At 46.1% G+C, this 16564-nt stretch carries 16 protein-coding genes; 5 read left to right on the forward strand and 11 right to left on the reverse strand.

The genetic code is table 11. The features are described 5' to 3' along the window. Positions 1-71: 71 nt before the first annotated feature. Complete coding sequence (locus tag NSQ68_RS15905) at positions 72-518, reverse strand: hypothetical protein (RefSeq protein WP_029517653.1); 447 nt, start codon at positions 516-518, stop codon at positions 72-74. 338 nt (positions 519-856) lie between these two features. Here NSQ68_RS15905 and NSQ68_RS15910 point away from each other — a divergent pair, with 338 nt between their 5' ends. Beyond that, entirely contained in the window at positions 857-1387 is a 531-nt protein-coding gene (locus NSQ68_RS15910; protein WP_250239420.1) for a type 1 glutamine amidotransferase domain-containing protein, read from the forward strand. A gap of 180 nt (positions 1388-1567) precedes the next feature. On the opposite strand, the gene ptsP is transcribed toward NSQ68_RS15910, so the two are convergent. From ptsP to aroA, 4 genes are all read right to left on the reverse strand, one after another. Then, on the reverse strand, positions 1568-3313 hold the full coding sequence (gene ptsP, locus NSQ68_RS15915) for a phosphoenolpyruvate--protein phosphotransferase (RefSeq protein ID WP_342426495.1): 1746 nt from the start codon (positions 3311-3313) through the stop codon (positions 1568-1570). Beyond that, positions 3310-5193: a glucose PTS transporter subunit IIA gene (locus tag NSQ68_RS15920; RefSeq protein WP_342426496.1), complete on the reverse strand. Its 1884-nt coding sequence runs from the start codon at positions 5191-5193 to the stop codon at positions 3310-3312. Before NSQ68_RS15920 ends, ptsP begins: the two co-directional genes overlap by 4 nt. Positions 5194-5496: 303 nt before the next feature. Next, positions 5497-5931: a CoA-binding protein gene (locus tag NSQ68_RS15925; RefSeq protein WP_013310932.1), complete on the reverse strand. Its 435-nt coding sequence runs from the start codon at positions 5929-5931 to the stop codon at positions 5497-5499. A 33-nt stretch (positions 5932-5964) separates the two neighbouring features. Then, positions 5965-7257: a 3-phosphoshikimate 1-carboxyvinyltransferase gene (aroA, locus tag NSQ68_RS15930; RefSeq protein WP_342426497.1), complete on the reverse strand. Its 1293-nt coding sequence runs from the start codon at positions 7255-7257 to the stop codon at positions 5965-5967. 269 nt (positions 7258-7526) lie between these two features. Between aroA and NSQ68_RS15935 the strand changes: the two genes are divergently transcribed. Then, positions 7527-7832 carry a rhodanese-like domain-containing protein gene (locus NSQ68_RS15935; RefSeq protein WP_010345522.1) on the forward strand — a complete coding sequence of 102 codons (306 nt, stop codon included), beginning with the start codon at positions 7527-7529 and terminating at the stop codon, positions 7830-7832. Between the two features lie 246 nt (positions 7833-8078). Here NSQ68_RS15935 and gndA read toward each other — a convergent pair whose 3' ends face one another. Together gndA and NSQ68_RS15945 are read right to left on the reverse strand one after the other, a co-directional pair. Next, on the reverse strand, positions 8079-9485 hold the full coding sequence (gene gndA / locus NSQ68_RS15940; RefSeq protein ID WP_307346611.1) for an NADP-dependent phosphogluconate dehydrogenase: 1407 nt from the start codon (positions 9483-9485) through the stop codon (positions 8079-8081). 173 nt (positions 9486-9658) lie between these two features. Beyond that, positions 9659-10258, reverse strand: coding sequence for a hypothetical protein (locus tag NSQ68_RS15945; protein WP_307346614.1), 600 nt, complete (start codon positions 10256-10258; stop codon positions 9659-9661). Positions 10259-10537: 279 nt separating this feature from the next. On the opposite strand from NSQ68_RS15945, the gene NSQ68_RS15950 reads away from it, so the two are divergent. Further along, on the forward strand, positions 10538-11170 hold the full coding sequence (locus NSQ68_RS15950) for a DUF1054 domain-containing protein (protein WP_029517661.1): 633 nt from the start codon (positions 10538-10540) through the stop codon (positions 11168-11170). A 25-nt stretch (positions 11171-11195) separates the two neighbouring features. Here the strand turns inward: NSQ68_RS15950 and NSQ68_RS15955 are convergent, their stop codons facing one another. Further along, positions 11196-12479 (reverse strand): MFS transporter, encoded by a 1284-nt coding sequence (locus NSQ68_RS15955; RefSeq protein ID WP_342426498.1) that lies wholly within the window; start codon positions 12477-12479, stop codon positions 11196-11198. Between the two features lie 187 nt (positions 12480-12666). Between NSQ68_RS15955 and NSQ68_RS15960 the strand changes: the two genes are divergently transcribed. After that, a complete protein-coding gene (locus NSQ68_RS15960) occupies positions 12667-14142 on the forward strand; it encodes an aminotransferase class I/II-fold pyridoxal phosphate-dependent enzyme (RefSeq protein WP_307346627.1) in 1476 nt (491 codons plus the stop codon). Between the two features lie 109 nt (positions 14143-14251). Here NSQ68_RS15960 and NSQ68_RS15965 read toward each other — a convergent pair whose 3' ends face one another. Both NSQ68_RS15965 and NSQ68_RS15970 read right to left on the reverse strand, forming a co-directional pair. After that, positions 14252-14557: a DUF1292 domain-containing protein gene (locus tag NSQ68_RS15965; protein ID WP_007431055.1), complete on the reverse strand. Its 306-nt coding sequence runs from the start codon at positions 14555-14557 to the stop codon at positions 14252-14254. Between the two features lie 79 nt (positions 14558-14636). Beyond that, positions 14637-15194, reverse strand: coding sequence for a hypothetical protein (locus tag NSQ68_RS15970; RefSeq protein WP_023989343.1), 558 nt, complete (start codon positions 15192-15194; stop codon positions 14637-14639). A 200-nt stretch (positions 15195-15394) separates the two neighbouring features. On the opposite strand from NSQ68_RS15970, the gene NSQ68_RS15975 reads away from it, so the two are divergent. After that, complete coding sequence (locus NSQ68_RS15975; protein ID WP_342426499.1) at positions 15395-16153, forward strand: MBL fold metallo-hydrolase; 759 nt, start codon at positions 15395-15397, stop codon at positions 16151-16153. Positions 16154-16275: 122 nt separating this feature from the next. On the opposite strand, the gene NSQ68_RS15980 is transcribed toward NSQ68_RS15975, so the two are convergent. Next, positions 16276-16512, reverse strand: a complete 237-nt coding sequence (locus NSQ68_RS15980) for a DUF3892 domain-containing protein (protein ID WP_029517665.1) — start codon at positions 16510-16512, stop codon at positions 16276-16278. Positions 16513-16564: the final 52 nt, after the last annotated feature.

Here is a 16564-nt window from a genome sequence, read left to right on the forward strand (position 1 = left end):
TATGGCCTATTCCCATCGTAACAAAAAGAACATGTAAAATCCAATGGTGACCATGAAAATTTTCATATTTTTTAGTTTTTAGTATTCGTAAATACCGATTCACTGGTAAAACCGGATAATTGGACCAATTTTTTCTCTACATCATTCATCCAATCTTCGTCTCCCAGACTTCTCGCATAGCGATAAAGATCCAGTAAGAGATTAATTCGAAGCTCCATGCGCTCCTCCAAAGCAGATTGCCAATCTACATTGGGATTGTCCGCTTCCTCCAGTACAAGCTTGCGAATTATTTCTGCCAGTTCATTGTTGCGAGCAAAAGATATTCTCCGCGCCGTAGGTTTGCTCCCTAGACTTTGTAATAGTGCCTTAATGTCCTTCGTCACATGCTGCAAAACCTCACTGGAAAAGCACGACGAGCATGAGAATACAGGGACGTGCAAAATTTCAACCTTGTCCGCATAGATTACCTTTCGCAGTTCCAGTCCCATCGGTTTGCCACATTGACATTGCTTATGCATTTAACCACCCCATTACGTAGGATCAAACTATACGAGGATCTCATCAGAATCCAAATATATCTATCTACTAGTCTAATAAATATTTGTTAACTCCATTAAATCTATCATACCTTGTTTTATTTCGACTTTGGGACCTCAAATCCTTCCACACATTGCAGCTATGAACAAATTACCAAAGCTTTGGCGGGTCAGAAAATGACGACAATTGCCGTCAAAGAGCAGACTACTAACATAAGAATCTGCGAAGGAATGGACTTTGGGCGTTCTTTTTCTTAAGATGTAAAAGTACAGATTACAAAACAGAGGTGTCATCATGTGACGCACGAAAGGATGGTTGGATGTCAAGACTTGCCGGAAAAAAGGTTATCGCCCTAGTGGATGAGGAATTCGAGGATCTGGAGCTGTGGTATCCGATTTACCGTGTTCGTGAAGAAGGCGCAGAAGTGCATTTAGCCGGTGCGGAAAAGGGTAAAAAATATATTGGAAAATATGGCGTACCTGCTGAAGCGGAATATGCCTTCGAGGAACTGAATAGTAGTGATTATGACGGGATTCTTGTCCCTGGCGGTTGGGCACCTGATAAACTGCGCCGCTATCCCAAGGTAATTCAACTCGTACAGGAGTTTCATGCTGCTCATAAGCCGATTGGACAAATCTGTCATGCAGGCTGGGTACTGATCTCTGCTAAAATTTTGGATGGTGTTACGGTAACCTCTACACCAGGTATTCGTGATGATATGGAAAATGCAGGAGCTATCTGGAAGGATGAAGCTGTTGTGACGGACGGACATATTGTTTCTGCTCGTCGGCCGCCCGATCTTCCACCTTACGGAAAGGCGTTCTGCGATTTGTTAGCAGATAACACCTAAACCGTAATCACAACAGACTGTCAACAAGATGAAAAAAGAACCTTCAAAACCATGAATGAAGTGGTTTTGAAGGTTCTTTTTCGTCCAAGCCGTGCTACGACAAGTCTAACAGAACGGAGTTTTTGGTTCCCCACAAAGGTGTATGCTAATTGCGAAGCTTTGCAGACATGACATTACATATTACTGCCGTCCAGGCCCTGCCGGAGTGCAGCTGACATTAGCTGCAGTCAGCTTGTCTTCGATCGCTGCACCAGTGGACATGCCAAAGCAAACCTGAGCGACCGTCGTTGCCTCAGATGCAGTCGTATTCAGCACACGATGCTTGACCCGCAATAAAGATTGGGGAGACATGCTGAGTTGATGTATCCCCAGTTCCAGCCAAAGCGGAACGGACCGTTCATCTCCAGCCATCTCACCACATACACTCACATCAATTCCTGCTTGATGTGCCGCTTGTGCAGTCATGCGCAGCATTCGAAGTACAGCTGGATGGTATGGATGGTACATATGTGCAATCTGCTCATTCATACGGTCTACAGCCAGCACATACTGAACCAGATCATTCGTTCCGATACTAAAAAAATCGGTTTCAGCCGCTAATAAATCAGCTATCATCGCTGCAGCCGGTACCTCAATCATAATTCCTCGCTGAATGTTCGGATTATAGGCAAGCCCTCTTGCATCCAAATCCGCCATAGCCTCCTTCAAAAGAGCATCTGCCTGGCGGACCTCCTCTACAGATGAGATCATCGGATACATTACCTTGATATTTCCCGTCGCACTGGCTCGCAAAATTGCAGTCAACTGGGTTTTAAACAATTCCTTCCAATCCAGACTGATCCGTATAGCACGGTAACCTAGAAAAGGATTTTCTTCCTCTGGTAGTTGAAGATAGTCCAACGGCTTATCTCCACCGATATCCAAGGTACGGATGACTACAGAGTGGTTTCCAGCCTTTTCTGCTATCAGCCGATATACTTCATACTGTTCCTCTTCATCTGGAGCAGATTTGCGATCCATGTATAAAAATTCCGTGCGGAATAGTCCCACACCTTGAGCGCCATGCTTCAAAGCTGCCTCCAGCTCTTTAATCGAACTAATATTGGCTGCCAGCCTCAGGGTGGTTCCATCCTTGGTCACGGCATCTACAGAAGCAAGTACCTGAAGCTGCTCTTTTCTGCGTCGCTGCTCGTCGCGCAAAATTTTATAATGATCCGTTACAGTTTTTTCCGGATTCACATAAACTTTGCCCAGATCTCCGTCCACAACCATCATGTCTCCCGTTTGAACGGGCAAATTCAGATTGCTCTCCAGTCCTGAAACGAGTGGAATCCCAAGTGCGCGGGCCATGATCGCAGAATGTGATGTTTTACCGCCGTTCATAGTTACAATCCCTAAAACATAGCTAGGATTCAAGTGTGCCGACTGGGAGGGTGAGAGCTCCTTGGCTACCAGAATATAGGGCTGTGTGTCCTTGGGAAGAGTCACTTCCGGTGCACCCAGCAAATGCTTGAGTAGCCGGTTCCCCACATCTTTGATATCGATTGCCCGCTCCTTCATATATTCATCATCCAGTAAATCAAACATTGTCACAAAATGATCAATGGCTTCCTTCACGGCCACCTCGGCCGCCTTGTACTGACGCTCAATAATTCCGCGAATTTCATTCATGAATTCCGGATCTTCCAATATCGCAAGATGAGCATCAAAGATGCTGGATTCCTCCGGCCCCACCATCTCTCGAAACTCATCCTTAATATACTGGATTTCACTTTTGGATGTGCGTATCCCTTCATACAACCGTTCAAATTCCTTCGCTAGATCTACCGTATCCATTTTTTGATCAGGTAAATCCCATTCCCAGCTCGGCAGGACAAATGCCTTCCCGATGGCCACACCTGCTGCGGCGCCGATGCCTTCTATCATGTTTCTACCCCTCCAACATTCCTGTCATGCAGCACAACGGACATTACCGAGGCCTGACCTTTTTTCACTGTTTTAAACGGAGCAAAGCTCCACGACTTGACGCGATCCGGATTCGTGATGACCATAGGAGTCACCAGCGATGGAGCTTGCTCTCGCAGCGCCTGCAAATCAAATTTGATCAGCAATTGCCCCGGTTCCACCGTATCGCCTGCTTCTACCATAGCAGTAAAATTCCCTTTTAGCTGTGAAGTATCAATCCCGATGTGAAGTAGAACCTCAAGTCCTTCTCGTGTGGAGATGCCTAAAGCATGCATGGTCGGATACAAATGCATCACAGTACCATACACCGGAGACACAAGTTCACCGCGTTCAGGGACAAAAGCAACGCCGTCCCCAACCAGCTTCGTCGCAAAAATTTTGTCAGGCACTTCATGAATCGGTAGCATTTTTCCATGTACAGGAGCATTGAACAAAATTTGAGGAAGATCACGCTCCATCAGCTTCGCGATTTCCTCACGGATCAGTTCTGAATACGTTCCGAATACAACCTGCAAATTCCCACCGCCCAGATTGATTAGCCCGGCCGATCCCAAAGCCTTCATCGCTCCAGTATCAATCAGCCTGTCATTGTGGACGGTCAGCCGCAAACGTGTGATGCAAGCCTCTACCTGCACAATATTTTCCTTCCCGCCGAGTGCTTCCAAAATAAGCGGAGCACTATAAGGAATATTGCCAGCCCAATCCTCCAGAACCGAACCTTCCTCGCGCCCAGGAGTTGGAATACGGAACCGCCGGATAGCCCATCGAAACAGTACATAATACACAAGCCCGTACGCCACTCCCACTGGAATTAACAACCAGGCGTTATGTGATAGATGAAAATTAAGGACATAATCTATAAAACCTGCCGAATAGGAAAATCCATGATGAATATCCAGCTCAAAGGTAAGCCACATGGCCAGCCCAGACATAACCGCATGAACGAGGAACAAATAAGGTGCTGCGAACAAAAAGGCAAACTCAATCTGTTCCGACACTCCAGTAAAAAAGCAGACAAGCGCAGCCGTCAAAAATGTTTTTTGCACCTTTGGCTTCAAATCTTCACGCGCTTCCTGAATGATCGCCAGCGCAATGGCAGGGATCGCAAACATCATAATCGGGAACAACCCGGACATGAAATAGCCCGCTGTCGGATCGCCAGCAAAAAACCGGGGTAAATCTCCCTGCACAACGTTACCAGACGGCGTTTTATATGTACCCAGTTGAAACCAAAAAATATTATTAAGCAGATGGTGAAGACCAAAGGCCGCCAGTAGCCGGTATAGAATACCGTAGATAAGCAGTCCAAAGCCGCCCAAGCTCGATTCCAAACCTACTATAAATTGCAGCCCTCTCTGTATGAGTGGGGCAATAATTAACATGAGTCCTGCAAACACAGCCGAGAAGAGGCCAATAAGCAGCAGAACAAATCGGGTACCCCCAAAAAACTGAAGCACTTCGGGCAATTTGATGCTTTTGAAACGATTATAGGCCACCCCTGAAATGACCCCCAAAATGATACCAATGAGCGTCGCTGGTTGAATGAGTCCGTTTCCAAATCTCAATGTGACTTGATCGTATATAGCCATACCAGCCAATGCTGCTAATCCCGCCTGACCTGCCTGATTCGACATACCCAGTGCAACACCAACCGCAAACAAATATGGCAAAAAATAAAAAATCCCGTGTCCCGCCGCATTTGCCATATCAGACACCATGGGGAATCCCCATGTCGACCAAGGAAGGCTGCCGAGACTTAGCAATATTGCAGCGGCTGGTAGCACCATCGTCGGGAGCATGACAGCACGACCGAGCTGTTGTAAGGATCCGAGCCAATTCATGGCATTCCTCTCCTTTCTATCCCTGATGGTAAGCCGAATAAATACTTTTGTCAAAGCAATGATTCCATCTGCCAAAATATTTATTTACGCTACTACAGGTCAAAAACTTTATCATCACAACAGATAACACTATGAATCCGTTTAGACCCATTTCATCAACAAGGCATACATACATTATATGGATTCCTGAATGGATAATATACTGTACCATATTCCTCATTTCGCACCAAAAACCTTCAACCCTGTGAAGCAAGGGAAGAAGGTTTTATTCATCTGCGTATAGCACAGATCACTGATCCATGTTTATCCTTTACGTACAGCCTGGGTCACTGAGTCCTCCACCTTAATGCAACGATCCATAATAACCGTCATTCCATGCTCCTGCGCAATGTCAGCGGCTTCCTGGCTTATAATTCCCTGTTGAAGCCACAAAATCTTAGCTCCAATAGCAGCTGCTTCACGCGCAACCTCTGCACAGTATTCACTGCGGCGGAATACATTGACCAGCTCCACAGGCTCAGGTACTTCAGCAAGACTGGCATAGCAAGTCTCCCCAAGAATCGTTTGCCCTGCCGCCGCAGGGTTAACCGGAATAATCCGATATCCCCGCTTCTGCATGGCATAAGAAACCATGTATGAGGTGCGGTCCGATTTATCAGACAAACCAACAACCGCAATATTGCCTACTTGTTCCAAAATAGTTTTAATCTCTTCTCTCGACGGATTTTCAAAAGCCATCCTGTTCCCTCCTATTCGTATCTTCGTTTGCTTTTATTTTACCCATTCTACAGAAGCACCAAGCGCCGTTAGATGGTCAAAATACTGCGGATACGATTTGGCAACATGATGTGCATCCTTGATCACTAACGGCTTCTGTGCGCGTAAACCTACAATCGTCAAGGCCATAATAACACGGTGATCAAAATGCGCGTTAATTTCCACGCCACCTTCAACACCCTCCGGTCTGCCATGTACGATAATTTCCGCTTGGCGTTCTTCTACCCGAGCTCCAGCCTTGGTCAGCTCATTCAAATAATCGGTAATGCGGTCACATTCCTTATACCGTAAATTCTCCACGTTATAAAAACGGGACGTGCCTTCAGCAAATACAGCCGCAGCCACCATTGCGAGCACAGCGTCTGTTGCAGCATCACCGTCAAATTCGACAGCCTTCAATCGGCCATTGCCCTTCACAACGACGGTATCGTTCTCATGTGTCAGTGGTACTTCCATCATGCGCAGCACATCTACGATAGCGCGTTCTCCCTGTTTGCTCTGCTCCTTAAGACGATGGATGGTAACATCGGAATTCGTTACTGCAGCAGCCGCCAGCACCGCTGCACTCCCTGGATAGTCTCCCTGTACAGTATACGTACGTGGCTGATAGGATTGCCGCCCCGGGACACGGAAAGACATGTAATCATCGCTTGCATGAATGATAATACCAGCCTCTTGCAATACCTCCATGGTCTGCCCAATGACCACCTTGGATTTCAAATCATGCAGCACTTCGATTTCACTGTCTTCCTCCAGTAATGGCGTAAGGAATAGCAGGGCGCTCAAATATTGTGAGCTAACCGAGCCGGACACCTGAATTTTACCGCCTTTCGCCTGACCACCCTGAATACGAATTGGCAACTTACCTTCACGATGATCTACTTTCACACCCAATTGCCCCAGTGCATCGATTAGATCATCATGTGGTCTTTTGCCCAATGAGTCGGGATATGTATTAACAAATGTAACATCCGGACATAGAGATGCAATACCCATCAAAAAACGGAGCACCGCTCCTGCATTTCCCACATTCAATTCCTTCACAGCTTGAGGACGGCTACCAAAACCTGTAATCACTATTTTTTCATCATCCTCTTCCAGTACTGCACCCAAATCGGCGATACAACGACGCATAGCATCACTGTCTTCACTATGGGCAGGATAATAAATGGTACTTTGTCCCTCAGCAAGTGCCGCAGTGAGCAGATAACGAGTAGTGTAGTTTTTGGAGGACAGGGCCCCAATCTCTCCTTGCAAGGAAGGGGTAGGTCTAACGATAACATCCATAATGTACATGCTCCTTTTCGGTTCAACCATCCTATTATACGTTAATTATACAAGTTGTAGCATTCATTTCTCCACCCAAAAAAATAAGAAATATTAATCTAGGTCGCCCGAATGAATCCCGTCGGTTATTTGATCTATACCTGCCTTCAGGATTAAGCCGATTGACAGCCTAGAGATAGCTTAGCTATCATACATAGAGTGTGTGTGACATTTTGCACACGTCAAAAACATACGTAGCACCCATTATATATCAGAAAAGAGGTCCGGCCATGACGCAAATCGCCCTGATTGAACCTTCTGAGTTGCGCGCACGTCTGCAAGCAGGAGAGCAATTGCAACTAATTGACGTCCGCGAAGCGGAAGAAGTAGCGGAAGGCATGATTGAAGGTGCCAAGCACATTCCGCTCGGACAGCTTCCGGGTCGTCTTGAAGAAATTGAACGCACTGGTGAAATTATCTTTATTTGCCGGAGCGGTTATCGCAGTGAACGAGCCTGCGAATATCTGCAGCAGCTAGGTTATGAAGGCTGTACTAACATGACCGGCGGCATGCTGCAATGGTCACAGGAGCAATAGAAAACCTGCTTAACAAAGAGACGGGAACTTCCCGTCTCTTTTGTTTTAACTCAAAGCTTAGACGCGGTAATGCATTAAAATATTCTACCCCTATCATACCATAGCGTCAAAAGATTACACAATCCTCTACTGCCATCAGGATGATATCCATAATTAAAAATTAAAAAACGGAAGCTTCATCTACCCATAGGGCAAAAAAGCTTCCGTTGTATTACATAGTGCTATTCATACATATCCGTTCGTTCATTAGAACCATTGATGATGGAATACGCCTTCTTTGTCCACACGTTTGAACGTATGGGCACCAAAGTAGTCACGTTGTGCTTGCAACAGATTTGCTGGCAAACGCTCAGTGCGGTAGCTGTCATAGTATGCAAGCGCGCTGGAGAAACCAGGCACTGGAATACCTTGGGATACAGCCACGGAAATCACTTGACGCCATGCATCTTGATACGTTTCAACTACATTTTTGAAGTAAGAATCCAGCAACAGGTTTTTCAAGGCAGGATCGCGGTCATATGCATCCTTGATATTTTGCAGGAATTGCGAGCGGATAATGCAACCGCCGCGGAAGATCATAGCGATTTTTCCGTATTTCAAATCCCAATCATATTCATCGGAAGCTGCACGCATTTGAGCAAAACCTTGAGCATAGGACACAATTTTACTTGCAAACAGTGCTTTACGTACGCTTTCGATAAATTCTTTCTTGTCGCCGCTGAAGGACTCAGCATTAGGACCGCTCAGCACTTTGCTTGCCGCAATGCGCTCGTCTTTCATAGCAGACAAGAAGCGGGAAAATACAGATTCAGTAATCATGGACAATGGCACACCCAGATCCAAAGCGCTTTGGCTTGTCCATTTACCTGTACCTTTTTGACCAGCAGCATCCAAGATCACATCTACCATAGGCTTGCCTGTTTCTTTATCATACTGGGAGAAGATGTCAGCTGTAATTTCGATCAGGTAGCTGTCCAGTTCCCCTTTATTCCATTCCGTGAAGATTTCATGCAGCTCTTCTGCATTCACGTTTAGAACTGATTTTAACAGGTGATACGCTTCACCGATCAATTGCATGTCACCGTACTCGATACCGTTGTGCACCATTTTTACATAGTGACCAGCACCGTCGGGACCGATATATGTACAGCATGGGTCGCCTTCCACTTTAGCAGAGATTGCCGTTAGAATCGGCTCTACCAGTTTATAGGCACTTTCTTGTCCACCCGGCATGATCGCAGGACCATTCAAGGCACCTTCTTCACCACCGGACACGCCTGTACCAATAAAGCGAAGTCCTTTTTCCTCCAGCTCCTTGCTGCGGCGCTGTGTATCAGGGAAGTAGGCATTGCCTCCGTCTATAATAATGTCGCCCTTGTCCAGATGAGGCACAAGCTGTTCAATCGTGGCATCTGTAGCTTTACCGGCTTGAACCATGATCAGGATTTTACGGGGCGATTCCAATGAGTTCACAAATTCTTCAATGGAGAAAGTACCCGTCAGTTTTTTACCTTCTGCTTCTTTGATAAGATCGTGCGTTTTTTCTGGAGAACGATTAAAAACCGAGACAGTGAAGCCTCTGCTCTCAATATTAAGGGCTAAATTCTTACCCATTACCGCCAGGCCGATCACACCAATTTGCTGTTTTGCCATCTGGTTCCTCATCCTTTGCAACATATTTTGTCTTCTATATCGCCGCTTTACCGCATTACACTTTATGTGAATCGGAATACGCGCACTTCTATTTTAACGTTTTTGGTGTAAGAAGTGAACCCCTGTCTATTCACAGATGAAAACACCCCATTTACATGAGGTGTTCAGTTGTACTACGCTTCCATCATCAGCAGTTGGTGGGATAGCGTTTGCAGGCGTTCATGACAATTCCCGATTTCAGCCTTATCTCCGTCTGTCATGGCTGTGAACAGCTTCTCCAATTCATCGTCCACTTCCATTTTAAGCAGCAGCAGTCGGGTTTCTCCTTCATTGGAAGCGTACATATCCTCCATTTCCTGTGCTGAAAGCACCGGTCCCTTCTGATAAATAACACGCTGCTTAAAGCCTGTAACCTCGACCAGACGAATGACCTCACCAAACAAAATATTTTCTACTAAAATATGATGGTCCTTGACTCTTTTGACAATGGCATGGCCCCGGGTGCTTCCAATCAGCTTCTCCAGCCACTCAGCCAGCTTGGCATCGCGGATCACATAATCTCCAGCCAGCTTGTAGTGTCCTGTGCGCAATTGTTGAAAACGGAGCTTCACCAGCTTGCGCCCGGTTCTCACCGACAAAACCAGATACGACTCATCCTCGCTCCAGTACAGCGAATACCCTTCCGATATCAAATCCTTGATCAGATTATGGATATGCCGACGGCTAAACCGGAGCTCTAGATTGCAATATTCTACCTCACAGCCCTTGTTCACGGCATTCCCTCCTTTTTCAAGTCCGATTCAAGAAGTCCGGCTACAGCAAGCCTGCGGCTTTCCCGCTTGATCTTCCCTTGCTCTATTTTATACTTCATTTTATGTAAGGGTACTTGGTTATTTGACCTATTTTTATGAGTAACAGCGCACAATCCTACTTTTGCCTTATATGCTTGTACCGAGCCCGGACTAAAGACGGTCAAGCCCGCTGACATTATGCTATAATCGGACATATTACGCCACACGATATGGCTTAACCCATTTACAGGAGGAAAAGGAATGACATTTAGTGGATTTACTGCAAAGGACTTCGATGTTTTTGAAATACCGGGGTTGGAGCCTCGTATGGAGGTGCTGATTCAGCAAGTTCGGCCCAAGCTGGAAGCGATTGGCGAGGAATTAGCCCCATTTCTAACAGACTTATGTGGGGAGCCTATGCATGTTCACGTTGCCAAGCATGCACGACGCAAGGTCAATCCCCCGATAGATACATGGGTAGCCTGGGCGGCAAATAAACGCGGGTATAAGGCGTTGCCCCATTTCGAGGTAGGTATGTTTGCTTCCCATATTTTCGTCATATTCGCAGTCATTTATGAAAGTCCCAATAAAATAACGTTTGCCCAGGCGCTTGAAGCCAACCTGAGCGATGTGCGCTCTAACATACCGGGCCATTTTTACTGGTCCATGGATCATATGGCTCCAGAAGGTACAGAACAGCAGCACATGGACACTGAAGAGTTTCAAACGATCATCCACAAGCTGCAACAGGTAAAAAAAGCCGAGGTCATGTGTGGGCTTCGTATTGATCGTAATGACCCTCTCGCCAGTGACGGAGCAGCATTGCTGCAGACGGTGCGTTCCACCTTTGAGCATTTGTTGCCGCTGTACCGAATGTCTTTCTCGAAAGAGTAGCCCTCGCCGCTTTTCAAGGCGCTGTTTAGGCCTCCACAGTCTTCCTGCGTGGATTACGCGCCAGAGCTAGGTGACAGCCAAACATGAGCAGCATCACGACCCCACTGATGATAAATGGAACTGTGTGTCCAGCACGGTCCCATAGCACTCCTGAAACGAGCGGGCCTATAACCATGCCGGAGCCTTGAAGTGTTAAAAAGAAGCCCCATACCGTTGCTCGCTCGTTTTCTGGAATCAGTCGGGCAAGAAACGTGTTCCATGCAGGCAAAATGAGCGCATATCCCAAACCAATAAGTGCTACGGATACAAATACCAGCGGAATAGATCGAACGATTGAGAAGAAAAACAGCGTAATTCCGGCTAGCAAAAAGCCAACATGTAGAAAATACTCCGTTCCAAGTCGATCGACCAATTTGCCGCAAGGGATCAGTGCCAGCACAGTCACCCCACCGCCTGCAATCAGGAGCACGCTATACAGGTTCGGTGAAATCCCGAGGTCCGTCCGAGCGTATAGCGTCAGTACCGGGCTGATCAAACCGATAACAAAAGACTGCAAAAACAGCGCCGGGTAAATTAACGGATTGACGTTAAGCTTTGTTTTGAGTACGCCGATCGTCTCCTGGATTCCCCTCAAAATCCCCCGCTTCTGCTTTATGTACCCATCAGACGACACTAGAGCGCTCTGTTCGAGGTCATCTTTGTCAGCAGACCTTTTCGGTCCTGGCAGCATGAGAGCAACCAACAACAACACAATACTGCATCCTATCAAAATCATGAACACCATGCCGTAAGAATGCCCATAGTGGGATATGACGGAGTTCATAATGAGCGGACCCAATCCCGTTCCACCCATAGACGCAATTTCCAGTGTACCCATCGCTGCGCCATTGTTGTTATTAGGCCCGGACATTTCGGTCGTTCCGGTCATAACACAAGGCCAGAGCGGGGAAGTACCCAGACCGAGCAGCAGACACGCGACGACGAGCCACACGGGCTCTGTCAGTACGCTCAGCATAATAATTGCCACAAGCGTAAACAACAGCGCAATCGACATCGTTCCACGGTAGCCGAGTCGTTCAGCCATCCAGCCCGCCGGTGCCCGAAACGCGTTGTCTCCAAAATACTGAAGTGAAAAGGCCAAACCAATAATCCCGGCCGACAAACCAAGCGTTTCTCCCATATATACCGGCAGGATGGATACCAGAAGAGATCCTTTCATAAATTCGACCAGAAATACCAAAACCCATAATTTAGTAAAAAAAGGAGTCCACAACCGCTGTGGAGCTTTTTTTCGTCCCATTTGCCTCATCTAATCCACATCCTCCACCTTCATTTTTTGGCTATAAAGACCGGGTTCTCCGCCTACTCCACTCTTTCGCAAATAAATGCGCCCTCAATCGCTTGCATTCCTACTTTAAACTGCTATACTCAATTTTGTTCTATTATCACTTGCACAGGATTGTCGAAATCCTGCACGAAAGGTTGTGACAACACTAATGAATCAAAGCAACACCCCGCTTTTTACTGCTTTGAAAAAGCATGCTCAGAGCAACCCGGTTCAATTTCACATCCCAGGTCATAAAAAGGGAGTGGGAGCAGATTCGGAATTTCGCGAATTTATGGGGGATAATGCCTTTTCCATAGATATGATCAACATCGCTCCATTGGACGATCTGCATCAGCCATCAGGCGTCATCGAAGAAGCTCAAAAGCTTGCAGCAGAGGCCTTCGGAGCTGATTATACGTATTACAGTGTACAGGGGACAAGCGGAGCCATCATCACCATGATTATGTCGATTTGCGTGCCTGGTGATAAAATTATTGTACCCCGAAACATACACAAATCTATAATGTCTGCCATTATCTTCGCTGGTGCGAAGCCGGTATTCATTTCTCCAGTCAGTGATGAGAATCTCGGTATTCACCACGGGGTTACAACCAAGTCCGTACGCCGGGCATTGGAACGCCACCCTGACGCCAAGGGCGTCCTTGTTATCAACCCGACATATTACGGTGTGTGCGCCGATTTGAAGGAAATTGTAGATCTCGCTCACAGCTATAATGTGCCGGTCCTGGTCGATGAGGCTCATGGAGTACTGATTCATTTTCACTCTGATCTACCGATGTCCGCCATGGAGGCGGGAGCAGACATGTCAGCTACAAGCGTTCACAAGCTGGGTGGTTCCTTGACTCAAAGCTCAATCCTGAATGTAAATACGAAAAACGGATTCGTGAATCCGCAGCGTGTACAAACGATTTTCAGTATGCTGACAACAACGTCGACTTCGTATATTCTGCTGGCTTCGTTAGACACATCCCGACGTAATCTGGCCCTTAACGGTCATGAAATAGCACAACGCGCCCTTGATTTGGCTGAATATTGCCGCTCAGAGGTTAACAAGATTGAAGGGCTATATTGCTTTGGTAGTGAAATTCTCGGCACGGAAGCTACCTACGATTATGATCCAACCAAAATTACGGTTCATATCCGCCATTTGGGCCTTACCGGATACGATGTGGAAAATTGGCTGAGAGATCACTATAATATCGAGGTTGAGCTTAGTGATATGTACAATATTCTCTGCTTGGTGACCCCTGGTGATACCAAAGAGGAAATTGAAATTTTGTTAAAAGCTCTGCGTGAGCTGGCTTCTCTGCACTATTCCACAGGTCAGGAGCATGAGCTGGTTGTAAAGATACCAGATATCCCTCAGCTCTCCCTCATTCCGAGAGACGCTTTTTATGGAGATACGGAAATCGTGCCCTTCAAGGAATCTGCTGGTCGCATTATTGCGGAATTCATTTATGTGTATCCACCTGGTATTCCAATCTTACTGCCAGGAGAAGTTATTTCGCAGGACAATATTGATTATATTGTTGATCATGTAGAAGTAGGCCTGCCTGTTAAAGGACCTGAGGACCGAACAGTACATCAGGTGAAGGTTATCGTTGAGACTGACGCTATTTCATAATATTGATCGGACAACACATGCTTACAAAATATGTTGATAGTTAACAAAAAAAGCCCCTATTTGGGGGCTTTTTTTCTTGAAGAGCTTATAACAGCTGCTACATCCAATTCTATTCGTATTGGGCAACAAGCTCGCTATATGCAGCTTCTACACGTTTCCACTCATCTTCGTCCTCAATATTGTAAAGCACCATTTCTTCGTTTTCTTCTTCCATACGAAGAATAATGCCATCCGCTTCGGGATTGCCTCGCTCAAGCAGAAGAGCATAAACGTGATCTTCTACATCAAAGGTCTCTACCAGCACCATTTCTACATCTTTACCATTTTCATCAGTTAGCGTAAGAACCATTTCTTCATGTTCGTGGTCATGATCGTGGTTGCAGGCTTCACCGTGTTCATGTTTGTGATCACTCATGGAAATACCTACCTTCAAATTGTTTTATTTTCCCCCGTATCGTAACATGATCAAGGGTGCAGGTCAATTTGTGGTATGCCTAATTTATCGCTGTAATGACTTTTTCGGACACCAAGGTATAGCTGCCGTCTTTGCTCTCTTTAATGTAGAAACCTACCCGGTAATTCCCTGCTGTTTTGAAATCATACGTAAAGTCGTTCGTACGGAACCAGAAGTTATCCTTTTGTGCTCCTTTGATATCTTGGGACTGAATATCCTTCACGTTGCCCGAAGGGTCGGTGATCGCTACCTTCACTCCGGAGATATCTGTTTTCAAGGTATCAATTTGACTAAATACATTAAATTTCACTTTATTGCCTTTATTCACGTTACCAAACACAGTATCTCCCTTGAACAGGAACATATGCACGTTAGGCTGGTCGAAAACAACTTTTCCACCGGATGGATCAAAATTTACAAGTCCGTTAAAATCACGAATGGGCACATAGGTTTTCCCATCAATGACAACTGCACCATCTTTTGACACTTCTCCATTAATAATCAACTGCACTTGGTCCTTGGCGGATTCCGCCGAAATGGCGGTCCCTCCCATTATTGAAAAGGCCATCACTAGGGCCATCACTTTTCTCCATTTCATCACTACTAATCCCTCCATCGTCATCTGTTTAAAACCTTCTGTCGTACATTTATACCTAGCTCAGCCGCACAAGTTGCGCTGTGTTTCACAAATTGTCCAAAGTTTTTACATAAGGAGCAAATCTTTAGTTCCGGTAGCATAGGTGATAAAATACGACTGTAGAATGTCCTAGTACACAAAGTCTGGAGGATAAATCCATTATGAGCCTAACGATACAAATGCTTGGCACAGGCAGTGCCTTTGCCAAGCATTATTACAACAACAACGCGCTGCTGGACAGCGGAGAAGGCAAACTGCTGGTCGATTGCGGTACAACCGCGTCTTTAGCATTACACCAAATGGGCATCCCTTTGCCTGATATTGACGCAATTTTAATCACACATATTCACGCAGATCATGTCGGAGGCTTGGAGGAATTCGGTTTTCAAATGAACATTCTTCATCGTCGCAAGCCTCTACTTTATATCGCCGAACCACTAATTCACCCTTTATGGGAACACACACTCAAGGGTGGGATGTCACAGCAGGGTATGATTGACAAGCTTGAAGATGTATTCGAGGTAAACGTAATAACGCCTGGTGTACCCACTACATTAGTATCCGGTATCCAGGTGGAGCTAATCCCTACACAGCATATTCCTGGTAAAAACAGTTATTCCTTATTCATAAATGACTGCCTTTTTTATAGTGCAGATATGGTTTTTGACCCTGATTTGCTTCATCAGCTGGTGCATGAACGAGGATGTCGGAGTATTCTGCATGAGGTTCAATTACAGGGCGCTGGAGAAGTCCATACGACGTTGGACGAGCTGCTAAGCTTGGCGCCATCTCTTCAAAAGCGGATTCATTTGATGCACTATAGTGATGATATGGAACAATTCAGGGAAAAAGCTGGCGTCATGTCCTTTCTGGAACAGCAACGAGTATATCAACTTGCAGAGTTGGAACGTGCAGAGTAGCATGCTAAATACAGCTTAACAATTAACAAAAAGCCGCCTGGCTAATCCTTTGTAGGAAAGCCAGGCGGCTTGCTGTTCTTGAATATAATGATGAACTTGCATTCTAATGTTACGAGTTAAGGTCAGAACAATGGCAGCTGATCCAGGTTATTAGAAGGATCTCCGTCGGCATCTCCCCGAATTCGTTTGCTGCCATCCTTGGCCTTGAAAACGTTAACGCCTGCAATTGAGCCTGTCTCAATCTCATTCAATGCTTGGCTATAATCTAAAATCCGACCGGTAGATGTCTGAAAAGACGTAAGGTCGCCATCCCCGTTTTTACGTACTGCTGTAATTTGCTCCCGTTCTGTATTAGCCATGCTGTATCGCTCCTTATCCATAGTATAGTGGAGGAACTTCTACTAGCATGCG

Source organism: Paenibacillus sp. FSL L8-0158, assembly GCF_038592965.1.
Taxonomy (GTDB): domain Bacteria; phylum Bacillota; class Bacilli; order Paenibacillales; family Paenibacillaceae; genus Paenibacillus; species Paenibacillus polymyxa_D.